19 protein-coding genes are annotated in these 18,282 nt (G+C 73.0%); 6 read left to right on the forward strand and 13 right to left on the reverse strand.

Annotated elements, in window-relative coordinates; genetic code table 11:
- Positions 1-43 precede the first annotated feature (43 nt).
- Both ACIA3K_RS08555 and ACIA3K_RS08560 read right to left on the reverse strand, forming a co-directional pair.
- Positions 44-772 (reverse strand): hypothetical protein, encoded by a 729-nt coding sequence (locus ACIA3K_RS08555; RefSeq protein WP_396799937.1) that lies wholly within the window; start codon positions 770-772, stop codon positions 44-46.
- Complete coding sequence (locus ACIA3K_RS08560) at positions 769-1,401, reverse strand: helix-turn-helix domain-containing protein (protein ID WP_396799939.1); 633 nt, start codon at positions 1,399-1,401, stop codon at positions 769-771. The genes ACIA3K_RS08555 and ACIA3K_RS08560 overlap by 4 nt, the downstream gene beginning before the upstream one ends.
- A gap of 110 nt (positions 1,402-1,511) precedes the next feature.
- Here ACIA3K_RS08560 and ACIA3K_RS08565 point away from each other — a divergent pair, with 110 nt between their 5' ends.
- Positions 1,512-2,312 (forward strand): alpha/beta fold hydrolase, encoded by an 801-nt coding sequence (locus ACIA3K_RS08565; RefSeq protein WP_396799940.1) that lies wholly within the window; start codon positions 1,512-1,514, stop codon positions 2,310-2,312.
- Positions 2,313-2,416: 104 nt separating this feature from the next.
- Here ACIA3K_RS08565 and ACIA3K_RS08570 read toward each other — a convergent pair whose 3' ends face one another.
- The 4 genes from ACIA3K_RS08570 to ACIA3K_RS08585 all read right to left on the reverse strand — a co-directional run bounded on the left by ACIA3K_RS08570 (position 2,417) and on the right by ACIA3K_RS08585 (position 5,859).
- Positions 2,417-3,376 carry an asparaginase gene (locus ACIA3K_RS08570; RefSeq protein WP_396799941.1) on the reverse strand — a complete coding sequence of 320 codons (960 nt, stop codon included), beginning with the start codon at positions 3,374-3,376 and terminating at the stop codon, positions 2,417-2,419.
- A 94-nt stretch (positions 3,377-3,470) separates the two neighbouring features.
- Positions 3,471-4,298, reverse strand: a complete 828-nt coding sequence (locus ACIA3K_RS08575; RefSeq protein WP_396799943.1) for a 3-keto-5-aminohexanoate cleavage protein — start codon at positions 4,296-4,298, stop codon at positions 3,471-3,473.
- Between the two features lie 23 nt (positions 4,299-4,321).
- Complete coding sequence (locus ACIA3K_RS08580; RefSeq protein ID WP_396799945.1) at positions 4,322-5,434, reverse strand: YgfZ/GcvT domain-containing protein; 1,113 nt, start codon at positions 5,432-5,434, stop codon at positions 4,322-4,324.
- The gene (locus tag ACIA3K_RS08585) at positions 5,431-5,859 is read right to left on the reverse strand and encodes a Fur family transcriptional regulator (RefSeq protein WP_355050863.1); all 429 of its coding nucleotides are present in this window, start codon (positions 5,857-5,859) and stop codon (positions 5,431-5,433) included. The genes ACIA3K_RS08580 and ACIA3K_RS08585 overlap by 4 nt, the downstream gene beginning before the upstream one ends.
- A 69-nt stretch (positions 5,860-5,928) precedes the next feature.
- On the opposite strand from ACIA3K_RS08585, the gene ACIA3K_RS08590 reads away from it, so the two are divergent.
- Complete coding sequence (locus ACIA3K_RS08590) at positions 5,929-6,810, forward strand: aminotransferase class IV (RefSeq protein ID WP_396799947.1); 882 nt, start codon at positions 5,929-5,931, stop codon at positions 6,808-6,810.
- 4 nt (positions 6,811-6,814) lie between these two features.
- On the opposite strand, the gene ACIA3K_RS08595 is transcribed toward ACIA3K_RS08590, so the two are convergent.
- Entirely contained in the window at positions 6,815-7,405 is a 591-nt protein-coding gene (locus tag ACIA3K_RS08595) for an FABP family protein (protein WP_396799949.1), read from the reverse strand.
- A 7-nt stretch (positions 7,406-7,412) separates the two neighbouring features.
- A complete protein-coding gene (gene mtfM / locus ACIA3K_RS08600) occupies positions 7,413-7,517 on the reverse strand; it encodes a small membrane protein MtfM (protein WP_281292090.1) in 105 nt (34 codons plus the stop codon).
- Between the two features lie 12 nt (positions 7,518-7,529).
- Between mtfM and ACIA3K_RS08605 the strand changes: the two genes are divergently transcribed.
- The 3 genes from ACIA3K_RS08605 to ACIA3K_RS08615 all read left to right on the forward strand — a co-directional run bounded on the left by ACIA3K_RS08605 (position 7,530) and on the right by ACIA3K_RS08615 (position 10,407).
- The gene (locus ACIA3K_RS08605) at positions 7,530-7,904 is read left to right on the forward strand and encodes a DsrE family protein (protein ID WP_355050866.1); all 375 of its coding nucleotides are present in this window, start codon (positions 7,530-7,532) and stop codon (positions 7,902-7,904) included.
- 71 nt (positions 7,905-7,975) lie between these two features.
- Positions 7,976-8,356: an SCP2 sterol-binding domain-containing protein gene (locus ACIA3K_RS08610; RefSeq protein WP_396799951.1), complete on the forward strand. Its 381-nt coding sequence runs from the start codon at positions 7,976-7,978 to the stop codon at positions 8,354-8,356.
- Positions 8,353-10,407 carry a glycogen debranching N-terminal domain-containing protein gene (locus ACIA3K_RS08615; RefSeq protein WP_396799953.1) on the forward strand — a complete coding sequence of 685 codons (2,055 nt, stop codon included), beginning with the start codon at positions 8,353-8,355 and terminating at the stop codon, positions 10,405-10,407. Before ACIA3K_RS08610 ends, ACIA3K_RS08615 begins: the two co-directional genes overlap by 4 nt.
- 9 nt (positions 10,408-10,416) lie before the next feature.
- Here ACIA3K_RS08615 and ACIA3K_RS08620 read toward each other — a convergent pair whose 3' ends face one another.
- Positions 10,417-11,277, reverse strand: coding sequence for a hypothetical protein (locus tag ACIA3K_RS08620; RefSeq protein ID WP_396799954.1), 861 nt, complete (start codon positions 11,275-11,277; stop codon positions 10,417-10,419).
- A gap of 151 nt (positions 11,278-11,428) precedes the next feature.
- On the opposite strand from ACIA3K_RS08620, the gene ACIA3K_RS08625 reads away from it, so the two are divergent.
- On the forward strand, positions 11,429-15,820 hold the full coding sequence (locus ACIA3K_RS08625; protein ID WP_396799956.1) for a S8 family serine peptidase: 4,392 nt from the start codon (positions 11,429-11,431) through the stop codon (positions 15,818-15,820).
- 71 nt (positions 15,821-15,891) lie between these two features.
- On the opposite strand, the gene ACIA3K_RS08630 is transcribed toward ACIA3K_RS08625, so the two are convergent.
- From ACIA3K_RS08630 to ACIA3K_RS08645, 4 genes are all read right to left on the reverse strand, one after another.
- Positions 15,892-16,221 (reverse strand): DUF1416 domain-containing protein, encoded by a 330-nt coding sequence (locus ACIA3K_RS08630; protein WP_396799958.1) that lies wholly within the window; start codon positions 16,219-16,221, stop codon positions 15,892-15,894.
- Positions 16,222-16,223: 2 nt separating this feature from the next.
- On the reverse strand, positions 16,224-17,072 hold the full coding sequence (locus ACIA3K_RS08635; protein ID WP_396799960.1) for a sulfurtransferase: 849 nt from the start codon (positions 17,070-17,072) through the stop codon (positions 16,224-16,226).
- A 209-nt stretch (positions 17,073-17,281) separates the two neighbouring features.
- Entirely contained in the window at positions 17,282-17,359 is a 78-nt protein-coding gene (locus tag ACIA3K_RS08640) for an Ms5788A family Cys-rich leader peptide (protein WP_310503780.1), read from the reverse strand.
- A 116-nt stretch (positions 17,360-17,475) separates the two neighbouring features.
- Positions 17,476-18,273, reverse strand: a complete 798-nt coding sequence (locus ACIA3K_RS08645; protein WP_396799962.1) for a DUF2993 domain-containing protein — start codon at positions 18,271-18,273, stop codon at positions 17,476-17,478.
- Positions 18,274-18,282 lie beyond the last annotated feature (9 nt).

Consider the following 18,282-nt stretch of genomic DNA (forward strand, 5'->3'; position numbering starts at 1 on the left):
TACGTCCGACAAGGACGCCGTCGGGATCGCCGACAGGTATGAACTACTCGGCCGCCGGGCGGGTCCGCTTGGTGGCCCGGGGCAGCTTGGCCGACGGGGTCTCGGCCGGCTTCGTGGCCTTCGCCCGGGTGGCCTTCTTGACGGCGGCCGGCTTGGCCTCCGCGATCTCGGCGACCTCGGCCGGGCTCGGCACCTCCGCCGGGGCGGGCGTCGCCTGCGCCGTCGTCGCGGTCTGGGTCGTGGTGGCGGCCTCGGCCGTAGTCGCGGTCTGGGCCGTGGCGGTCGTCGCCTCGGTGGCCTCGATGTCCGCGTTGACCGTCTCGGCGGCCTCCAACACGCCGGCGCCGACGACCCGCTCGCCGCGAGCCACCAGCGCGCCGTACGCCGCGAACGCCCGCTCCTGGGCAGCCTGGGCCGCGGTGACCACCACGGCCGCGTTGCGGGTGGCGGCGGCGCGCAGCTTCTCGATGTCGGCGACCTCGCGCAGCTTGGCCAGGTCGGCCGACTCGCGCAGCTTGGCCAGGTCCAGCTCGGCCTGTGCGCGGTCGCGCAGGGTGCCGGCGGTCTCGTTGGCCGTACGCAGCGTCTCGGTGGCCTTCTGACGCAGCTCGAAGCCCGTCAGCACCGCCCGGCCGCCCAGGTCGGCGACGACCCGGGTGCCGTGCACACCAACGGCCATGGGCAGCTTGCGGAGCTGCTCGATGGCCAGCTCGGCCGCACCGGCGGCGGCGTAGATGGGAGCGGGGATGCGATTGGTCTTCGGCTCGGTCATGACGTCTCCTCCTCGGCCGTCTCGGCGGCCTTCTTCTTCTCGGGGGTGCTGTTCGGGGCGTTCTTCCCGGGGGTGCTGCTCGGGGCGGGTGCGGGGCCCGCCTCGGTCACGGCGACCGACTCGAGCACGGCCTCGGTCGGGGTGCCGCCCTCGGTGATGGGGCCGGTCGCGGCCAGGTTGGCCACGTCGGCGGGCGCGTCGGCGACATCTGTCGGGGTGGTCGCCGCAGCTGCGGCCTGGGTCTCTGTCGGAGTGGTCGCCCCGGCTGCGGCCTGGGCCTCGGACAGCCGGGCGTTCTCCCGGCGGAAGGTCTCGTAGATCTGGCTGAGCGACTGCTTCTGGGCCATCGTCAGGTCGGGGTCCACCGCGATGGCGGCGAGCACACCGTGGCCCTCCTTGTCGTCCAGCAGCCCGGCCCGCAGGTACATGGCCGGGGTCGACACCCGCAGCGCGCTGGCCAGCTGCTGGAGCACCTCGGCGCTCGGACGGCGCAGGCCGCGCTCGATCTGGCTCAGGTACGGGTTGCTGACCCCCGCCTGCTCGGCGAGCTGGCGCAGTGAGATCTTGGCGTTACGGCGCAGATCGCGGATGAACCCGCCGACGTCGGGGAGGTCCTTTGGTGTCGCCATGGTGCCGACGCTAATCGGATCCGCTAACTCCTGCAAGCAAAACGCTAGCCAGAGTTAGCAAGGTCTCAGCGTCCCGTTTGCGCCCCACCCCAACCGGTCCGTACGGTCCGATGGTGCACAAGATCACAGTCAATGGAGCAGTTCTCGCGTACGACGAGGCCGGCAGCGGTTCCCCCGTCGTCCTGCTGCACGCCGGCATCGCGGACCGGCGCATGTGGCGGGGCGTCGTACCCGCGCTCGCCGCCCGGCACCGCGTGATCGTCCCGGACCTGCGCGGGTACGGCGAGTCGGAACTGCCGCCGACGCCGTTCGCACACCACGACGACGTGGCCGGCCTGCTGGACGCCCTGGACCTGCCCCAGGCCGCCCTGGTCGGCTGCTCCTTCGGCGGGTCGGTCGCCGTCGACACCGCGCTGGCCCATCCGGACCGGGTGAGCGCGCTCGCCCTGTTCGACACGGCGGTCTCCGGCAACGAGTGGTCCGACGAGGCCAACGACCTCTGGGACGAGCTGGTCGGCGAGGTCGACCCGGACGACTTCGTGGCGGGCGCGGCCGGCGAGGTGCGCTTCTGGGTGGTCGGCCCGGCCCGTCAGCCGGCCGACGTCGACCCCGAACTGCTGGCGTTCGCGCAGGAGATGGACCAGCGCGCCCTGGCCGCCGAGTTGGCGCTCGGCGCGGTCGAGGTGGGAGAGCTGACGCCACCGGCGATCGACCGTCTCGGCGAGCTGAAGATCCCCGTCCTGGTCACCGCCGGCGCGGCGGACGTCCCGGACATCCGCCAACTCGCCGACCGGATCGCCGCCGAGGTCCCCGGTGCGGTACGCCTACCGGACGTCCCAGACGCCGCACACCTGCTCCCCCTGGAGCGCCCGGACCCGGTCACCGCCGCCCTCCTCGGCTTCCTGCCCTAGCGGTAGCCGCCCCACCCCGTTGATCATGAAGTTATTGCCACTCGCGTCGGCGTGTCGTAGCAATAACTTCATGATCAACGGGGTGGGTGCCCCGGCCCGGGCGTTTACCAGAGGGGGCGGATTGCTCCTACTGGGAGGCCGCCGCCGAAGAGGGGGATCTCCGCGTACTCGGTCAGTACCGGCGCGTCCACGCCGAGCCGGCGCAGCGCCGAGACCAGCACCGGCATGCGTGCCCGGTCGGCCCCGTCGTCGATCTTGAGGGCCACCGCGCCGACGCCCGGCAGTCCAACCGCGAACACACCCTCGGCGCCGACCTTGGCCAGGAGACCCGGAACGCCGCGCATCAGCCGGGTGTCGTCGGCCTGGGTACCGCCCACGATCTCCGGGTGGGCCCGCATCGCGTCGGCAACCCGGCGCGGCGCCGAGCCGGGTTCGGCGTCGACGAGCCGGAGGTACGCCCCGGCCAGGCCGGTCAGCGACACCGCGAGCACCGGTGCGCCGCACCCGTCGACGCCCACCGCCGCCGTCGGCTCGCCGGTGAACTCCTCGACGGTCGCCCGCAACCGCTGCTGCAACGGGTGCTCCGGCCGCCAGTAGCCGTCGCGGGGCCATCCGGCGGCCTCGCAGGTCAGCAGCATCCCGCTGTGCTTGCCGGAGCAGTTCATCTGGACCCGACTCGGCCCGCCCCCGGCACGGAGCACCGCCTCCCGGGCCGCCACGCCCGCCGGCAGGTCGGGCGGGCAGTGCAGCGCCGAGGCGTCCAGCCCGGCCCGGTCGAGCAGCGCGCCGACCCGGGCCAGGTGGAAGTCCTCCCCCGCGTGGCTGGCCGAGACCAACGCCAGGTCGGCCTGGTCGGTGAGCGGCAGGCCGGCGCGGAGCATCCCGATCGTCTGCATCGGCTTGCTGGCCGAGCGCGGAAAGATCGGCGCGGTCACGTCCCCGGCGGCGGCCAGCGGCGCCCCGGTCGCGTCCAGCACCACCACCGAACCGCGGTGTCCGCCCTCCACGAAGCCGGACCGGACCACCTCGGCGAGCGGCACGCCGCCCTCGTACGTCTTTCCCACGTGCTGGACGGTACCGAGGAGATCGGGCCGCCCGTCGGCGGGGTGACCAGGTCGTCAACCGCCCGAGTGACAGGGGCGCGGAAAGCCCGCGGCCTTACAGCCCGAGCAGCGCGCGAGCCTCGGTGGTGGTCAGCGGCGGCCGCTGGGCGAGCTGGGCGAAGCCGACCGCGCGAGCGACCAGCTGCATGTTGGACTCGACCGGACGGCCCTTGGCGTACGTCACCGTGTCCTCCATGCCGACCCGCAGGTGCCCGCCCGTCGAGAGCGAGGCCAGCAGCACCGCAATGGTGCTGCGGCCGATGCCGGTGGCCGAGAACGTGGTGCCCTCGGGCAGATCCCGCAGCATCCGGTGGGCGGCGACGAGCGTCTCGGTGGTGCCCGGCATGCCGCCCGGCACCCCCATCACGAAGTCGACGTGCACGTGCCCGCCCGCCGGCAGCCCGTACCTGCCGAGCAGCCGCTGCAACGCGGACAGGTGGCCGAGGTCGAAGATCTCGTACTCCGGCACGATCCCGCGCTCCTGCATCCGGGTGTGCAGGTCGACGATGAACTCCCAGCGGTTGAGGAAGACGTCGTCGCCGAAGTTGACCGTGCCCATCGTGCAGGAGGCCATGTCGGGGCGGGCATCGAGCACGGCGAGCCGGGACGCCTCCGGGTCGGTCACCGCGCCGCCGGACGAGAGCTGCACGATCAGGTCGGTGTTCTCCCGCAGCGCCGCCACCGTCTCGGCCAGGCGGCCCGGGTCGAGGGTCGGCCGGGCCTCGTCGTCGCGGATGTGGACGTGGATCACGGCGGCGCCGAGCGCCTCGCACTCCTTGGCGGTACGCAGCAGCTCGTCCAGCGTCACCGGCAGCGCCGGCACCTCCGCCTTGGCCGACTCCGCGCCCGTCGGGGCCACCGTGATCAACGTCCCTGTCGTCATGCCGGCGATCCTAGACGTGCCGGTCAGGACGGGTCGATCGCCGCCGCGGTCTCGCCGATCATCAGCGCGGCGTCGTCCGGGACGTTCCGCTTCAGGACGGCGAGCGCGACCTGACCCAGTTCGTGGTGCAGCACGGCGCTGCCCACGAAGCCCACCGCCCGTCCGTCGAGGGTCACCGGCGTACCAGCCGTCGGCGGCTGGTCGGTGGTCACCCCGTCGAGGTGCAGCAGCACCAGGCGGCGCGGCGGCCGGCCCAGGTTGTGCACGCGGGCGACCGTCTCCTGACCCCGGTAGCAGCCCTTGTCCAGGTGCACGGCCGGGCCGATCAGGTCCACCTCGGCCGGGATCGTCCGGTGGTCGGTGTCCACCCCCACCCGGGGCTGCCGGGCGGCCACCCGGATCGCCTCGTACGCCCAGAGGCCGGCGACCGGCACGCCCGCGCCGCGCAGCTCCGCGACGACCTGCTCCATCGCCGAGCGGGGCACCAGCAGGTCCACCCCGAGGAGGCCGCGTCGCGCCCAGCCGCCGATGGGCAGCGGTCGGACGTCGTACCGGATGCCCGCCCGGGGCGGCACGGCCCCGGCGGCGAACTTCGGACCCGGCACCGGGATCAGGTCCGGTACGGCCAGCCCGGTCACGCCGAGCGTCCCGACGGCCTCCGCCGCCGCCGGACCGACAAGCGACAGCAGCGCCCGTTCGGCGGTGGCGTCGCGGGGGTCGACCTTGCTGAAGAACCGCATCTTCTCCAGGTACGCCAGCAGGCCGTCGGTCGCTCCCGGCTCGGTGTCCAGCCAGGTGGTCTCGCCGTCCTCGGCGACCAGGGCATGCTGCTCGACGTGCCCGTGGGGGGAGAGCACCAGCAGCTCGGTGCCCTCACCGGCGGACAGCGTCGACAGGTGCTGCGAGGTGATCGTGTGCAGCCAACCGGCGCGTTCCTCGCCGGGCACCGCGACGATCCCCCGGTGCGACCTGTCGACCAGGCCGACCTCGGTGTCCAGCACGCGCTGCTCGCGCAGCGGATCGCCGTAGTGCGCGGCCACGCCCCGCACCCCGGCCGCCACGTGGGCCGGGTCCGGCTGGTCGCGGCTGGCCTCGTCGATGCTCTCGACGGCCACCGCGCCCGCAATGTCGATCATTTGTGGTCCCCGTTCTCGCACCGGCCGCAGACGCCGAAGAGTGACACGTGCCCGATGTCCACCCGGAAGCCCCGCTGCGCCTCCAACTGGTCGGCGAGCGGACGGAGCAGCTCCGGATCGATCTCGTCGATCGCGCCGCACTCCCGGCAGACCAGGTGGACGTGTTGGTGCTCACCCGCCGCGTGGTAGGTCGGTGATCCGTGCGACAGGTGGGTGTGCGTCACCAGGCCAAGCCGTTCCAGCAGCTCCAGCGTGCGGTAGATGGTGGTGATGTTGACGCCGGCGGCGACCTCCCGGACGGCGGCGTGCACCCGCTCCGGGGTGGCGTGGCCCAGATCGAGCACCGCCTGCAGGACGAGCTGCCGTTGCGCCGTCAGCCGCAGCCCACGGGCCCGGAGCATTTCCGCGAGGGAGGATTCGGACACCGTCCGATCATAGTTCGGCGAACGCGGCGACTCCCTACGCGCGGTTGTCCCCCGCTACGCTCGACGGTCATGGTGACGTCGTCCGTCGGCAATGTCCCGGCCACGCCGAGCGCGCGGATCGCCGTGCTGGGTCGGGGCCCGATCCCGGCGGACGAACCCGTGCTCCGCGGCGACGACCTGGGCGTCCTGCGCGGCGATGGGCTCTTCGAGTCGATGCATCTGCGCCACGGGCGACCGTGGCTCCGCGACGAGCACCTGGCCCGGCTGATCACGGCGGCGGCGGCCGTCGACCTGGACCTGCCGCCGACCGACGCGCTGACCGATCTGCTCGACTCCGTGCTCGTGGGCTGGCCGGCGGAGGTGGAGGGCGCGTTGCGGCTGGTCTGCACCCGGGGCTCGGAGGCCGGCGGTCCGCCCACCGTCTACGCCACGCTGACCGCCGTCCCGGCGTCGTCGCTGGCGGCGCGACGGAACGGGATAACCGTTGCCGTCCTGCCACTGGGGGTGCCCGCCGACGCGCGTACCGGGCTGGACTGGCTGCCGGCGGGCATCAAATCCACCTCGTACGCGGTCAACAGCGCCGCCCGCCGCTGGGCGCGACGTGCCGGGGTGGACGACGTGCTCTGGGTCTCGTCCGACGGGTACGCCCTGGAGGGGCCGATCGCGAACGTGGTGTGGCTCACCGGCGACACGATCTGCACGGTGCCCGCCGCCACCACCGGCATCCTGCCCGGCACGACCGTCGCCTGGCTGCTCGCCCACGCGCACGAGCTGGGCCTGAACGGCGCCGAACGGATGGTTACGCCGGCGGAGCTGCACGCCGCCGACGGGCTCTGGTTCAGCTCCTCGGTACGCGGACTCGCCGAGGTGCGGATGCTGGACGGGGTACGCCGGGACCCCTGCCCGCGTACCCCCGCCCTGCACGAACTGCTGGGTTTCCCCGTCGACTGAGCCGTCAGCCGCCGACCCGGACGAGCCGTGCCGACAGGTGCGGGCTGAGCGGGTGACCCATCGCGGCCATCTCCTGCGCGTACAGCAGCGCGCCCTCGACGATGCCGAAGAGCCGGTGACCCCCGGTGACCTCCTTGGCGGTCGCCGTTCGCACCACCGCGTCGGTGGCGAACTCCACCTGGGTGCCGGTGCGCTTGCCGAGGTGCAGCTCCATCACGCCGGTGGGAGTCGTCAGCAGGGCCTCCAGCTCGTCGGTGGCCCGGCCGTCCACCATGACCGGCCGCCACCAGCCGACCTCACGCCCGGCCGGGCGAACGGGCCGGCTCTGCTCGTCGAGGATCCAGGCCCGCGACTCGTAGTGCAGGAACGGTCGGCCGTCGTGGCTGATCCGGATCTCCTGCGCGTAGTCGAAGTCCTCGATGGTGGGGAAGCCACCCTTGCCCCGGCCCCGCCACAGACCGATGTACGGCAGGAGGCCGTCCAGCGCCGGGTGCAGCTTCGGCCCGACGCGCAGGTCGTGGCTCTCCTCGTACGGGTACTCCTCGACCGGCGGCGCGTTGAGCCACGGCGGTTGCAGCGGATTCTCGTCGCTCACTCTGCGCTCACCAGCGTCCCCTTGAAATCTTCACTGCCAGGTAGACCAGGCCACCAGCGAGCGCGCCCAGGCCGGCGACCAGCAGGCTGACGAACCCGATCTCGGTAACCATCCCGACCATCCTATGCTGGGCCCCATGGCCCGCTCTCTCGTCGTCAAGGTCACCGCCGGTGCGGACGCCCCGGAGCGGTGCGCGCAGGCGTTCACGGTCGCCGCCACGGCGGTCGCGGCCGGCGTGGACGTCTCGCTCTGGCTGACCGGGGAATCGACCTGGTTCGCGCTGCCCGGTCGCGCCCAGGAATTCGAGCTGCCGCACTCCGCGCCCCTGGCCGAGCTGCTGCACGTCATCCTGACCAGCGGCCGGGTGACCGCCTGCACCCAGTGCGCGGCCCGTCGGGAGATCGGCCCGGAGGACGTACTGCCCGGTGTGCGGATCGCGGGCGCCGCGGTCTTCGTCGAGGAGGCGTTGGCCGAGGGCGCGCAGGCACTCGTGTACTGATCCCTGACTCAGCCGGGTGGCGGAGTTCGAATACCGACCCGGCAATCCGACGCGCTGCCTACGATTCGGATGTGACCGAGGCAACCCAGCGGTTCTTCGAATCCCTGCCGGCGCGGGCACCGACGGTCCTGCGCGGCCTGGCCGTCGGAACCCTCCAGATCGACCTCGGCACCGGCCACCAGACCGAGCACTGGCTGGTCCGGATGCGGCCGGGCGAGGTGCGGGCCACTCGCGAGCGAGGCCCGGCCGACGCCATCTGGTACAGCAGTTCGGCCCTGTTCGACAGGTTGATCGCCGGCGAAGCCCAGGCGCTCGCCGCCGTGCTGCGCAACGAGAGCACCTTCAGCGGTGACGTGGTGCTCTTTCTGGCCTTCCGCCGCTTCTTTCCGGACCCGCCGGGTACGAGGGACCCGCGCGAGGTCGCCCGACAGGAAGTCGGGCGGCGTTCGTGAAGGATCTCGTCAGCATCCTGGACGGCAACACCTTCCTGGTCACCGACCACCGTGGGGACATCGAGCCGTCCTTCGACTTCCCGACGGGACTGTTCTCGTTCGACACCCGCTTCCTGTCGAGCTGGGTGCTCACGCTCGACGGGCAGCGGTTGCACGCTCTCTCCGTGGACTCCAGCGAGTCGTACCGCACCACGTTCTTCCTCGCGCCCGGCGAACCCACCCACTACCTGGACGCCAAGGCGTCGGTGATCCGCAGCCGCGAGATCGGGGGTGGCTTCGACGAGGAGCTGACCGTCCTCAACCACTCCGGCGAGGAGGCCGAGCTCATCGTCCGGATCGAGATGGGCAGCGACTTCGCCGACCTGTTCGAGATCAAACACGCCCAACAGAAGGTGGGCCGGACGACGGTCGCGGTGACCGACGACGAGCTGCGCCTGACGTACCGGCGGGAGGCCTTCCACCGGGAGACCCGGATCCGCTCCACGGCACCGGCACAGGTCGACCCCGCCGGGATGACGTTCCGGGTCCGGATCGACAGCAACGGCGAATGGACGACCCGGCTGTACGTCTCCACCACCGTCTTCGGCGCGCGGGGCGAGGACATCCGCACGACCCTGCCGTACGCGGGCGGGCGCGGCGGGGATGCCATCCGGGCCGAGCACCGGGACCTGATCGACCGGGCGCCGAAGCTCGGCTGCGACTGCGAGCCGTTGGCCGGGGCGTACCGGCGCAGCCTCAACGACCTGGCCGCGCTGCGCTACGAGTCGATCGCCCTGGGCGTACGGCTGATCGCCGCCGGGCTGCCGTGGTTCATGACCCTCTTCGGTCGGGACAGCATCATCACCTCGTTGCAGGTGCTGCCGTTCCTGCCGGAGCTGATCCCGCCGACCGCGCAGATGCTGGGCGGCCTCCAGGGGCACCGGGTGGACGACTTCCGGGACGAGGAGCCGGGCAAGATCCTGCACGAGCTGCGGTACGGCGAGACCGCCGGCTTCGAGGAGCAGCCCCACTCGCCGTACTACGGCTCGGCCGACTCGACCCCGCTGTTCGTCATCCTGGTCGACGAGTACGAGCGCTGGACCGGCGACACCGCGCTGGTCCAGCAGTTGGAGCCGCAGGTCCGCGCCGCGCTGGACTGGATCGACACCTACGGCGACCTGCTCGGCACCGGTTACCTCTGGTACCGCACCCGCAACCCGGAGACCGGCCTGCAGAACCAGTGCTGGAAGGACTCCTGGGACGGCATCTCGTACGCCGACGGCCGGATCCCCGGCTTCCCCCGGGCCACCTGCGAGTTGCAGGGCTACGCGTACGACGCGAAGGTCCGCGCCGCCCGGCTCGCCCGCGAGGTCTGGAACGACCCGGCGTACGCCGACCGGCTGGAACGGGAGGCGGCGGAGCTCAAGCAGCGGTTCAACCGCGACTTCTGGATCGCCGACCGTGGGTACTACGCGCTCGCCCTGGACGCCGACGGTCAGCAGGTCGACGCGCTGACGTCGAACATCGGGCACCTGCTGTGGAGCGGGATCGTGGACGAGCCACGGGCCGGCAAGGTGGTCGAACATCTGCTCGGGCCGCGGCTCTTCTCCGGCTGGGGAGTGCGGACCCTGGCCGAGGGCGAGGGTCGGTACAACCCCATCGGCTACCACGTGGGCACCGTCTGGCCGTTCGACAACTCGATCATCGCCTGGGGATTGACCCGGTACGGATATCGGGAGGAGGCCGGGCGAATCTGCGATGCCATGCTGGCCGCGTCGGAGTACTTCGGCGGGCGGCTGCCGGAGGCGTTCGCGGGCTACGCCCGCAGCCGCACCGGCTACCCCGTGGAGTACCCCACCGCGTGCAGCCCGCAGGCCTGGTCGAGTGGCACGCCGCTGCTGTTGCTACGCGTGATGCTCGGCCTGGAACCGCAGGGCGAACATCTGATCATCGACCCGGCCGTGCCGCCGGGCATGGGCCGGGTGGAGCTGCTGGACATCCCCGGTCGCTGGGGTCGCGTCGACGCGTTGGGGCGCAGCCGCGATCCGGACGATCGAGGCACGGGCGGCTGACCCGCCTACTCAGCCGGGGCAGCCGACGGTGGCGGCCACGCGTGCGGCGTCCGGGCCGAGTTCGGCGAGCACGGTGACGTCACCCGCGCGGTACGCGTACACCGGGGGGTTGTCCAGCAGTGGGGCGCCGCCGGCCAGCGCGGCGAGGGCGCTGGTCCCGGCCGGCGCGGGACCGGCGGCGGACCGTGCGGTACGGGCCAGCGTGCCGTCCGGGCAGGGCGCGGTGACCAGGTCCGGCGCGCTGCCGGCCGGCTGGCCCAGCGCGGTCAGGGCGGCCGCGAGCGCCGCCGCCTCCGGGCCGACGGGGGTGGCCGGCGGCGGGTCGTAACCGGCGCCCGGCGGCCGACAGCCCGTGTCGACGGTCAACCGCACCCGGCCGTCCCCGGTCGGTCGCCCGGCGACGGCGACGAACTCCCCGGCGTCGGCGCGCAGTTCCGGACCGTCCAGGCCGGGGCCGACCCCGGCCCGCCAGCTCGCGGGCAGCCGGTCGGCGATGCCGGTCAGTACGGCCCGCCCGGTGTCGGCGGGTGCCAACACGGCGACCTCGCGACGCAGCCTCGCGCCGTCGGCGAGCGGGGTGACGCGGCAGCCCGCGCTGACCCGCGCCGGTCCCAGCTCCAGCAGCCCGGTCGTGCCGGCGGCCCGGACCAGCTCGCCGACCGCCCTCTCGACCACCGGAGCGGCCTCGGCGAGGGTGCGCTGCTCGCGCACCGTCGGCGGGTCGTCGCGGACCGACATCCAGGTGAGCCCGGCCAGCAGAAGGGCCCACAGGACGGTCGCGACCAGCAGCCAACGCCGCCCGCGCCGGGCAGGCGCCGGCGGGGCGGGGTCGCTCGACGAGGGCCAACCCGTCTGGACAGCACCGCTCACCCGGCCATGGTGTCACGAGCCGTCCTCCGCTCTCGAAAGGCAGTGGTCGACGACCCGACAGCCCGCCTCCCGGCCGGAATAACGCCAGGTCACCGGCCGATCGTTAGGTATTGAGCACCGTCCGAGCAGGTCCCGAACCCAGCGGGACCCAATGTGGGGAGGAACAGTGCTCCAACCACCACCGAACGCGAGATCCGTCCTCTGGCGAACGGCCGTGGCGTGCGTCGCGGCCCTGCTGGCCCTCACCGCCCAACCCGCCGTCGCCGCCCGACCCTCGCCCACGCCCGCCCGCGTCGACCAGCGGCTGCTCCGCCAGCTCGGCACGACGGGCACCGGCAGCTTCCTCGTCTACCTGCGCAGCACCGCGCCGGTGGCGCGGACCGCCAGGCTGCGGGACCCGGACGACCGGGCCCGCGAGGTGCACCGGCTGCTCACCACTACCGCCACGCGCACCCAGAAGGGTCTGCGCACGCTGCTCAGGACCCGCAAGGCGGCACACACCCCGTACTGGATCGCCAACGCGGTCCGCGTCACCGGGAATCGCGCGCTGGTCGACGAGATCGCCAAGCGGCCCGACGTGGCGAGGATCGAGCCGAGCCGCAGCTACCCCCTGCTGCGGCCCACCCCGGCCGCCGGAGGCCACGCGGAGGCGAACGGCCCGGAGTGGGGGCTCACCAACATCAACGCCCCGCAGGTGTGGAGCGAACTCGGCGACCGGGGCGACGGCGTGGTCGTCGCCACCATCGACAGCGGCGCCCAGTACGACCACCCGGCGCTGGTCGGGGCGTACCGCGGCAACCTCGGCGGCGGCGTCTTCGACCACGACCACAACTGGTACGACCCGGCCGGTGTGTGCCCCAGCGCCGCGCCCTGCGACAACGTCGGCCACGGCACACACACCACGGGCACGATGGTCGGCGACGACGGCGCGGGCAACCAGATCGGCGTCGCTCCCGGTGCGAAGTGGATCGCCGCGAAGGGCTGCGAGACCGACTCCTGCACCGACGCCTCGCTGCTCGCGGCCGGCCAGTGGGTGCTGGCCCCGACCGACCTGAACGGGCAGAACCCCCGCCCCGACCTGCGCCCCGACGTGGTCAACAACTCCTGGGGCGGCGCCGGTGGCGACCCCTGGTTCGAGCAGACCATCGCGGCCTGGCGCGCTGCCGGCATCTTCGGGGTCTTCTCCGCGGGCAACGATGGCCCGGCCTGCGGCAGCGCCGGCTCACCCGGAGACAACGCCAACGCGTACGCCGTCGGCTCGTACGACGTGCAGAACACCATCTCCGACTTCTCCGGGCGGGGCGCCGGCACCGACGGGCGGTCGTACAAGCCGAACGTGGTCGCGCCCGGCAGCAACGTGCGCTCCAGCGTTCCCGGTGACTCCTACGCCGCGTACGACGGCACCTCGATGGCCGCGCCGCACGTCTCCGGCACGGTGGCGCTGCTCTGGTCGGCCGCGCCGACCCTCAGGGGGGACGTCGCCGGAACCGAGGAGCTGCTGGACCGGACCGCCCGCGACGTCGACGCCACCGCCTGCGGAGGCACCGCCGCCGACAACAACGTCTTCGGCGAAGGTCGGCTGGACGCGTACGCGGCGGCTCGGGCCGCGCCGCGCGGCGCCGTCGGACGGATCAGCGGCACGATCACCACGGCCGGCGGCGGTGACCCGATCGCCGGCGCGACCGTCGGCGACGGCGCGCGCAGCGTCACCACCGGCGCGGACGGCCGGTACGCGCTGACCGTGCCGGCCGGCGAGGCGACGGTCACCGCCAGCGCCTACGGGTACGCCGGACAGAGCGCCACCGTCACCGTCACCGAGGGCGGGGCGCTCACGCGGGACTTCGCCCTGACGGCCAACCCGACGGTCACCGTGGCCGGCCAGGTCACCGACGCCTCCGGGCACGGCTGGCCGCTCTACGCCCGGATCGAGGTCGCCGGCCGTCCCGGTGGACCGGTGTTCACCGACCCGGCCACCGGCCGGTACTCGTTCACCGTGCCCGGCAACGCCACGTACCGGCTCACCGTCACCGCCCACTACCCCGGCTATCGCACGGTCACCCGGGACGTGGTGACCGACGGCGACCCCGTGACGGCCGACCTCGCCGTACCGGTCGAGACCGGATGCACGGCCGCCGGCTACACCGGTAGCTTCGGCGACCCCCTGCTACGGGAGAGCTTCGACAGCGCCGCGACGCCGGACGGCTGGTCGGTACGGAACCGTACCGACGACGGCGGCTGGACCTTCACCGACGCGGGCGAGCGGGGCAACCTCACCGGCGGCAGCGGCGCCTTCGCCATCGCCGACAGCGACCGTCTCGGCTCCGGCCGGACCCAGGACACCGACCTGGTGACCCCGAGCATCGACCTGCGCGGCACACCGGCGCCGGTGCTGCGTTTCCACAGCGACTGGCGGGCGGTCGGCGTGAGCGACACCGCCGACGTGGACGTCTCCACCGACGGCGGCACCACCTGGACCACGGTCTGGCACCAGACCACCAGCCGGCGCGGGCCGGTCGTCGAGGAGGTGCCACTCGACCCGGCGGCCGGGGCCGCCTCGGTACGGGTCCGGTTCCGCTTCCACGGCAGCTTCGCCTGGTGGTGGCAGGTGGACGACGTGCAGGTGGTCAACCGCGACTGCGTACCCGCCCCGGGCGGGCTCGTGCTCGGGGTGACCACCGACCGCAACACCGACACGCCGCTCGACGGGGTCACCGTGGCCAGCGCCGACCGCCCGCAGGACCGGGGCAGATCGGCGGCGACGCCGGACGACCCGACGATGCCGGACGGCTTCTACTGGCTGTTCTCCGGGCTGACCGGGGCACACCGGTTCACCGCCAGCCGGACGCCGTACCAGGTGGCCACCAGGACGGCGAGCGTGCCGGCCGACGGTGTCCGCCGCCTGGACGTCGCGCTGGCCGCCGGTCGCCTCACCGTCACACCGGCGACCGTCCGGTCGTCCCAGCCCTACGGCAGCACCCGGACCGCGAAGCTGAAGGTACGCAACACCGGCAGCGCGCCGGCCGCCGTCGACCTGGTGGAGCGCAACGGGCGGTTCGATGCGCTGTCCAGAGCCGGAGCGCCCCTGCGGGAGCAGCGGATCAAGGGGATCAGCAAGACCCGTACGGGCACCGCGTACGGCGCGTCCGGGACCGGGACCGGCCCCCGGACGCAGGACGCCTGGACCGGTATCGCCACCCTTCCGGCGGCGGTCTACGACAACGCGGCGGCCACCCTCGACGGCAAGGTGTACTCCGTCGGCGGCGGTGGCGGCAGCGGCCTCGAACGCAAGGCCTGGCGCTACGACCCCGACACGGACACCTGGGCGGCGCTGCCCGACCTGCCGAGCGGCCGGGCGAAGCCGGTCGCGGCGGCCGTCGGCGGCAAGCTGTACGTCCTCGGTGGCTGGGGCGTCGACGACGACACCGTCGCCTCCGTGGACGTGTTCGACCCGGCCACCGACACGTGGAGCACGCTGGCCGGGCCGGGCAACCCGTTCCCCGTGGCGGCGGCCGGCGGAGCGGTCACCGGCGGGAAGATCTACCTGGTCGGTGGCTGCCAGAACAACGACTGCGCCGAATCGGACCGGCTCGTCGTCCTCGACCCGGCCACCGGCACGTTCCACACCGGCGCGGCGTACCCGCACCCGGTGTCCTGGCTCTCCTGCGGCGGGATCGGCAGCGCGCTCTACTGCGCCGGCGGCACCGGCGACGACGACTACACCGACGCCTACCGGTACGACCCGACGGCCGACGCGTGGCATCCCCTGCCGGACCTGCCGGTGGACCTCTGGGGCGCCCAGTACGCGGCGGCCGGTGACCTTCTGGTCCTGGCCGGTGGGGTCACGGCGGCGTCCACCACGGTGACCAACCGGACCATCGCGTACGACCCGGTGGCGGGGAGTTGGCGCGACCTGCCCAACGTCCAGTCCGGTCGGTACCGGGGCGCTGCCGCCTGCGGCGCGTACCGGATCGGCGGTTCGCCGTCCCCCTTCGTCGGCTCCCCGGACGCCGAACGGCTCAGCGGCCTGGAGCTGTGCGCCGGGGAGGCGGACCTACCCTGGCTGACCACCAAGCCGGGCACGTTCACCCTCGCGCCGGGGGCCTCCCGGACCGTCACCGTCAAGATGCGTGCCACGGCCGCCGCCGGTGTGGCCCAACCGGGCACCTACTCCGGCGAGCTGGGCATCGCGTCGGACACGCCGTACCGGGTTCCGGCGGTGCCGGCGCGGATGACCGTCTCGCCGCCGGCGAGCTGGGGCAGGATCCAGGGCACCGTCACCGGGGTCACCTGCGCCGGTGCGACGGTCGGGGTCGCGGCGACGGTACGGGTCAACCGGGTGGGCGGGACGACCGGCTGGACCCTGACCGCGAACCCGCAGGGCCGGTACGTGTGGTGGCTGCCCAAGGGCCGCTACGAGGTGATCGTCGCCAAGGACGGGTGGATACCGCAGACGCAGCGCACCCGCATCAGGGCGGGCCTCGTCGGGACCGTCGACGTCGTCCTCGACCCGGTCTCGTCCTGCACGAGAGCCACCGGCATCTGACCACGCCCACGACGACGACCGGGGCCGGCCACCCAGGAGGGTGACCGGCCCCGGTCGATCAGAGCGGTGGGTCAGGCGACGGTGACGGACACCTCGTTGATGCCCCGGCCGGCGGTGACGGCGGTGTCGCCGTTGCCGTGCCGGGACAGCGCCCGCAGCGTCCAGGAGCCCGGCGCGGCGAAGAACCGGAACTGACCGGCGGCCGAGGTGACCACCTCGGCGGTGAACTCGCCGGTCGAGTCGAGCAGCCGGACGTACGCGCCCGGCACGACCTCGTCCGCCGTCGACCGGACGATGCCGGTGATGACGGTCTCCTTCTCGAGGTCCAGGCTGGCCGGCAGGGGCGCGGCCTGGTCAGGTGCGGCGCAGCCCGCAGCGGTGGCAGCGGTGGGAGCGGTCATCGTCAGGCCTCCCCTGGCTCGTCGCCGAGCGCGACCGGCACGCCGACCAGCGAGCCGTACTCGGTCCAGGAGCCGTCGTAGTTCTTCACGTTGCGGTGACCGAGCAGCTCCTGCAGCACGAACCAGGTGTGCGAGGAACGCTCACCGATCCGGCAGTACGCGATGGTCTCCTTGCTGTCGTCCAGCCCCGCGTCGCCGTAGATCTTGCGCAGCTCGTCGTCGGACCGGAAGGTGCCATCCTCGTTGGCCGCCTTGGACCACGGGACGCTGATCGCCGTCGGGATGTGACCGGCCCGCTGCGCCTGCTCCTGCGGCAGGTGGGCGGGGGCCAGCAGCCGGCCGGCGAACTCGTCGGGGCTGCGCACGTCGACCAGGTTCTTGGTGCCGATCGCGGCGACGACCTCGTCGCGGAAGGCCCGGATGGAGGTATCCGGCTCCTGCGCGACGTACTGGGTCGCCGGGCGGGTCGGCGTCTCGGTGACGAGCGGGCGGGCGTCCAGCTCCCACTTCTTGCGACCGCCGTCGAGCAGCTTGACCTCGCGGTGCCCGTAGAGCTTGAAGTACCAGTAGGCGTACGCCGCGAACCAGTTGTTGTTGCCGCCGTAGAGGATCACGGTGTCGTCGTTGCTGATGCCCCGCTCGGACAGCAGCGCCTCGAACTGGGTCTTGTTGACGAAGTCCCGGCGGACCGGGTCCTGGAGGTCGGTCTTCCAGTCGACCTTGATGGCGCCGGCGATGTGGCCGGTCTCGTAGGCCGAGGTGTCTTCGTCGACCTCGACGAAGACGACGCCCGGGGCGTCGAGGTTCTTCTCGGCCCACTCGGCCGAGACGAGTGCGGTGTCGCGACTCATCGATTCACTCCCTGGTGAGGATGGATGGTGAGCCAACGCGCGAATATCGATGGGTTGAACTGTCGCACCGCGCGCGGGACCCAGCGGAAGGACGGGATCACGGGTTCGTGCGACGGCGCCGCTGCCGGGCGTTCGGTGGGATCACCGGAAAGGGTCGAGGACCCTGCGTGCCGGTGGCCGCCGTCAGGCGGCCGAAAACAGCCCCGCCGTCAGATGACAGGGCGACACAGGCAGGTGGCCACGCGGCACAGGTCGACCGCGCGCCGTTTGGTGAGGTGGGTCCCCATGGTCAGGCAGCCTACCAGCGATCCGGAGGGCTGCCACCGTGCCGACCACCATCCGGGAATCGTCCCGCCGCCGGGCCACCGTGGCGTCCCAGTGGCCCGGGCTGTTGACGCACGACTCAGCTGACGGAGTTGATCGGTACGTTCTTCGCGTCGGCGGTCACGGCCAGCCCTTCGGGCAACGGCTGGACCTTCCGGACCGTGAGTTGGAACGGCAGGTCAGGCAGCGGCACGTCGATGGAGATGCTCTTGGCGTAGTTGCTGAGGATCGTGCGGGCCAGCGGCAGGTTCGGGAGCCCGGCGGCGTCCAGGTTGTTGAAGCGCAGGGCGACCGCGCCGTTCTTGGCGACCGTGACGTCGGCGGTGCCGGCGACGGTGAACTTCGTGCCGAGGATGTCGACCGGGGCGCTGACGGCCAGCTTGCCGCCCTGCTCGCCGAGAGTGAGACCGGGTCGCTTCAGCAGCGCGGCGAGGCTCTCGTAGCTGATCGTGCCGGTGCCGTCGACCGTGTCGGCCACGACGTCGCCCTGCCCCGTCCGCAGTGTGTCCAGCGACGCCCGCACGTTGCGGGCGTCGACGTCCAGCACCGGCAGCCGTACGGCGTCACCCTCGACCGAGGCCTGCACGTCCCGGAGCGAGATGGAGATCCGTTCGTACCGCCCGTCGAGCACCTGGGTGAGGAACGGCATCCCACCGACCTCGACATCGGGCGTCGAGGACTGCGCGCCCTGCTTGCTGATCTCCTGGCTGACCCGTTCGGCGATGAGCCGCTCGGCCACCCCGACCGCCACCCGGTCGGCGACCACCAGCAGGCCCGCCACCACGAGGAGCAGGACGACCAGGCCGATGAGCAGCTTGCGCCCGCGCCGTCGGGGCCGGGCCTGCTGCTGGTCGTCGACCGGATACTCCTGGGCCACGCCGCCTCC

The organism is Micromonospora sp. NPDC051543 (genome assembly GCF_044454415.1).
Lineage (GTDB): Bacteria > Actinomycetota > Actinomycetes > Mycobacteriales > Micromonosporaceae > Micromonospora.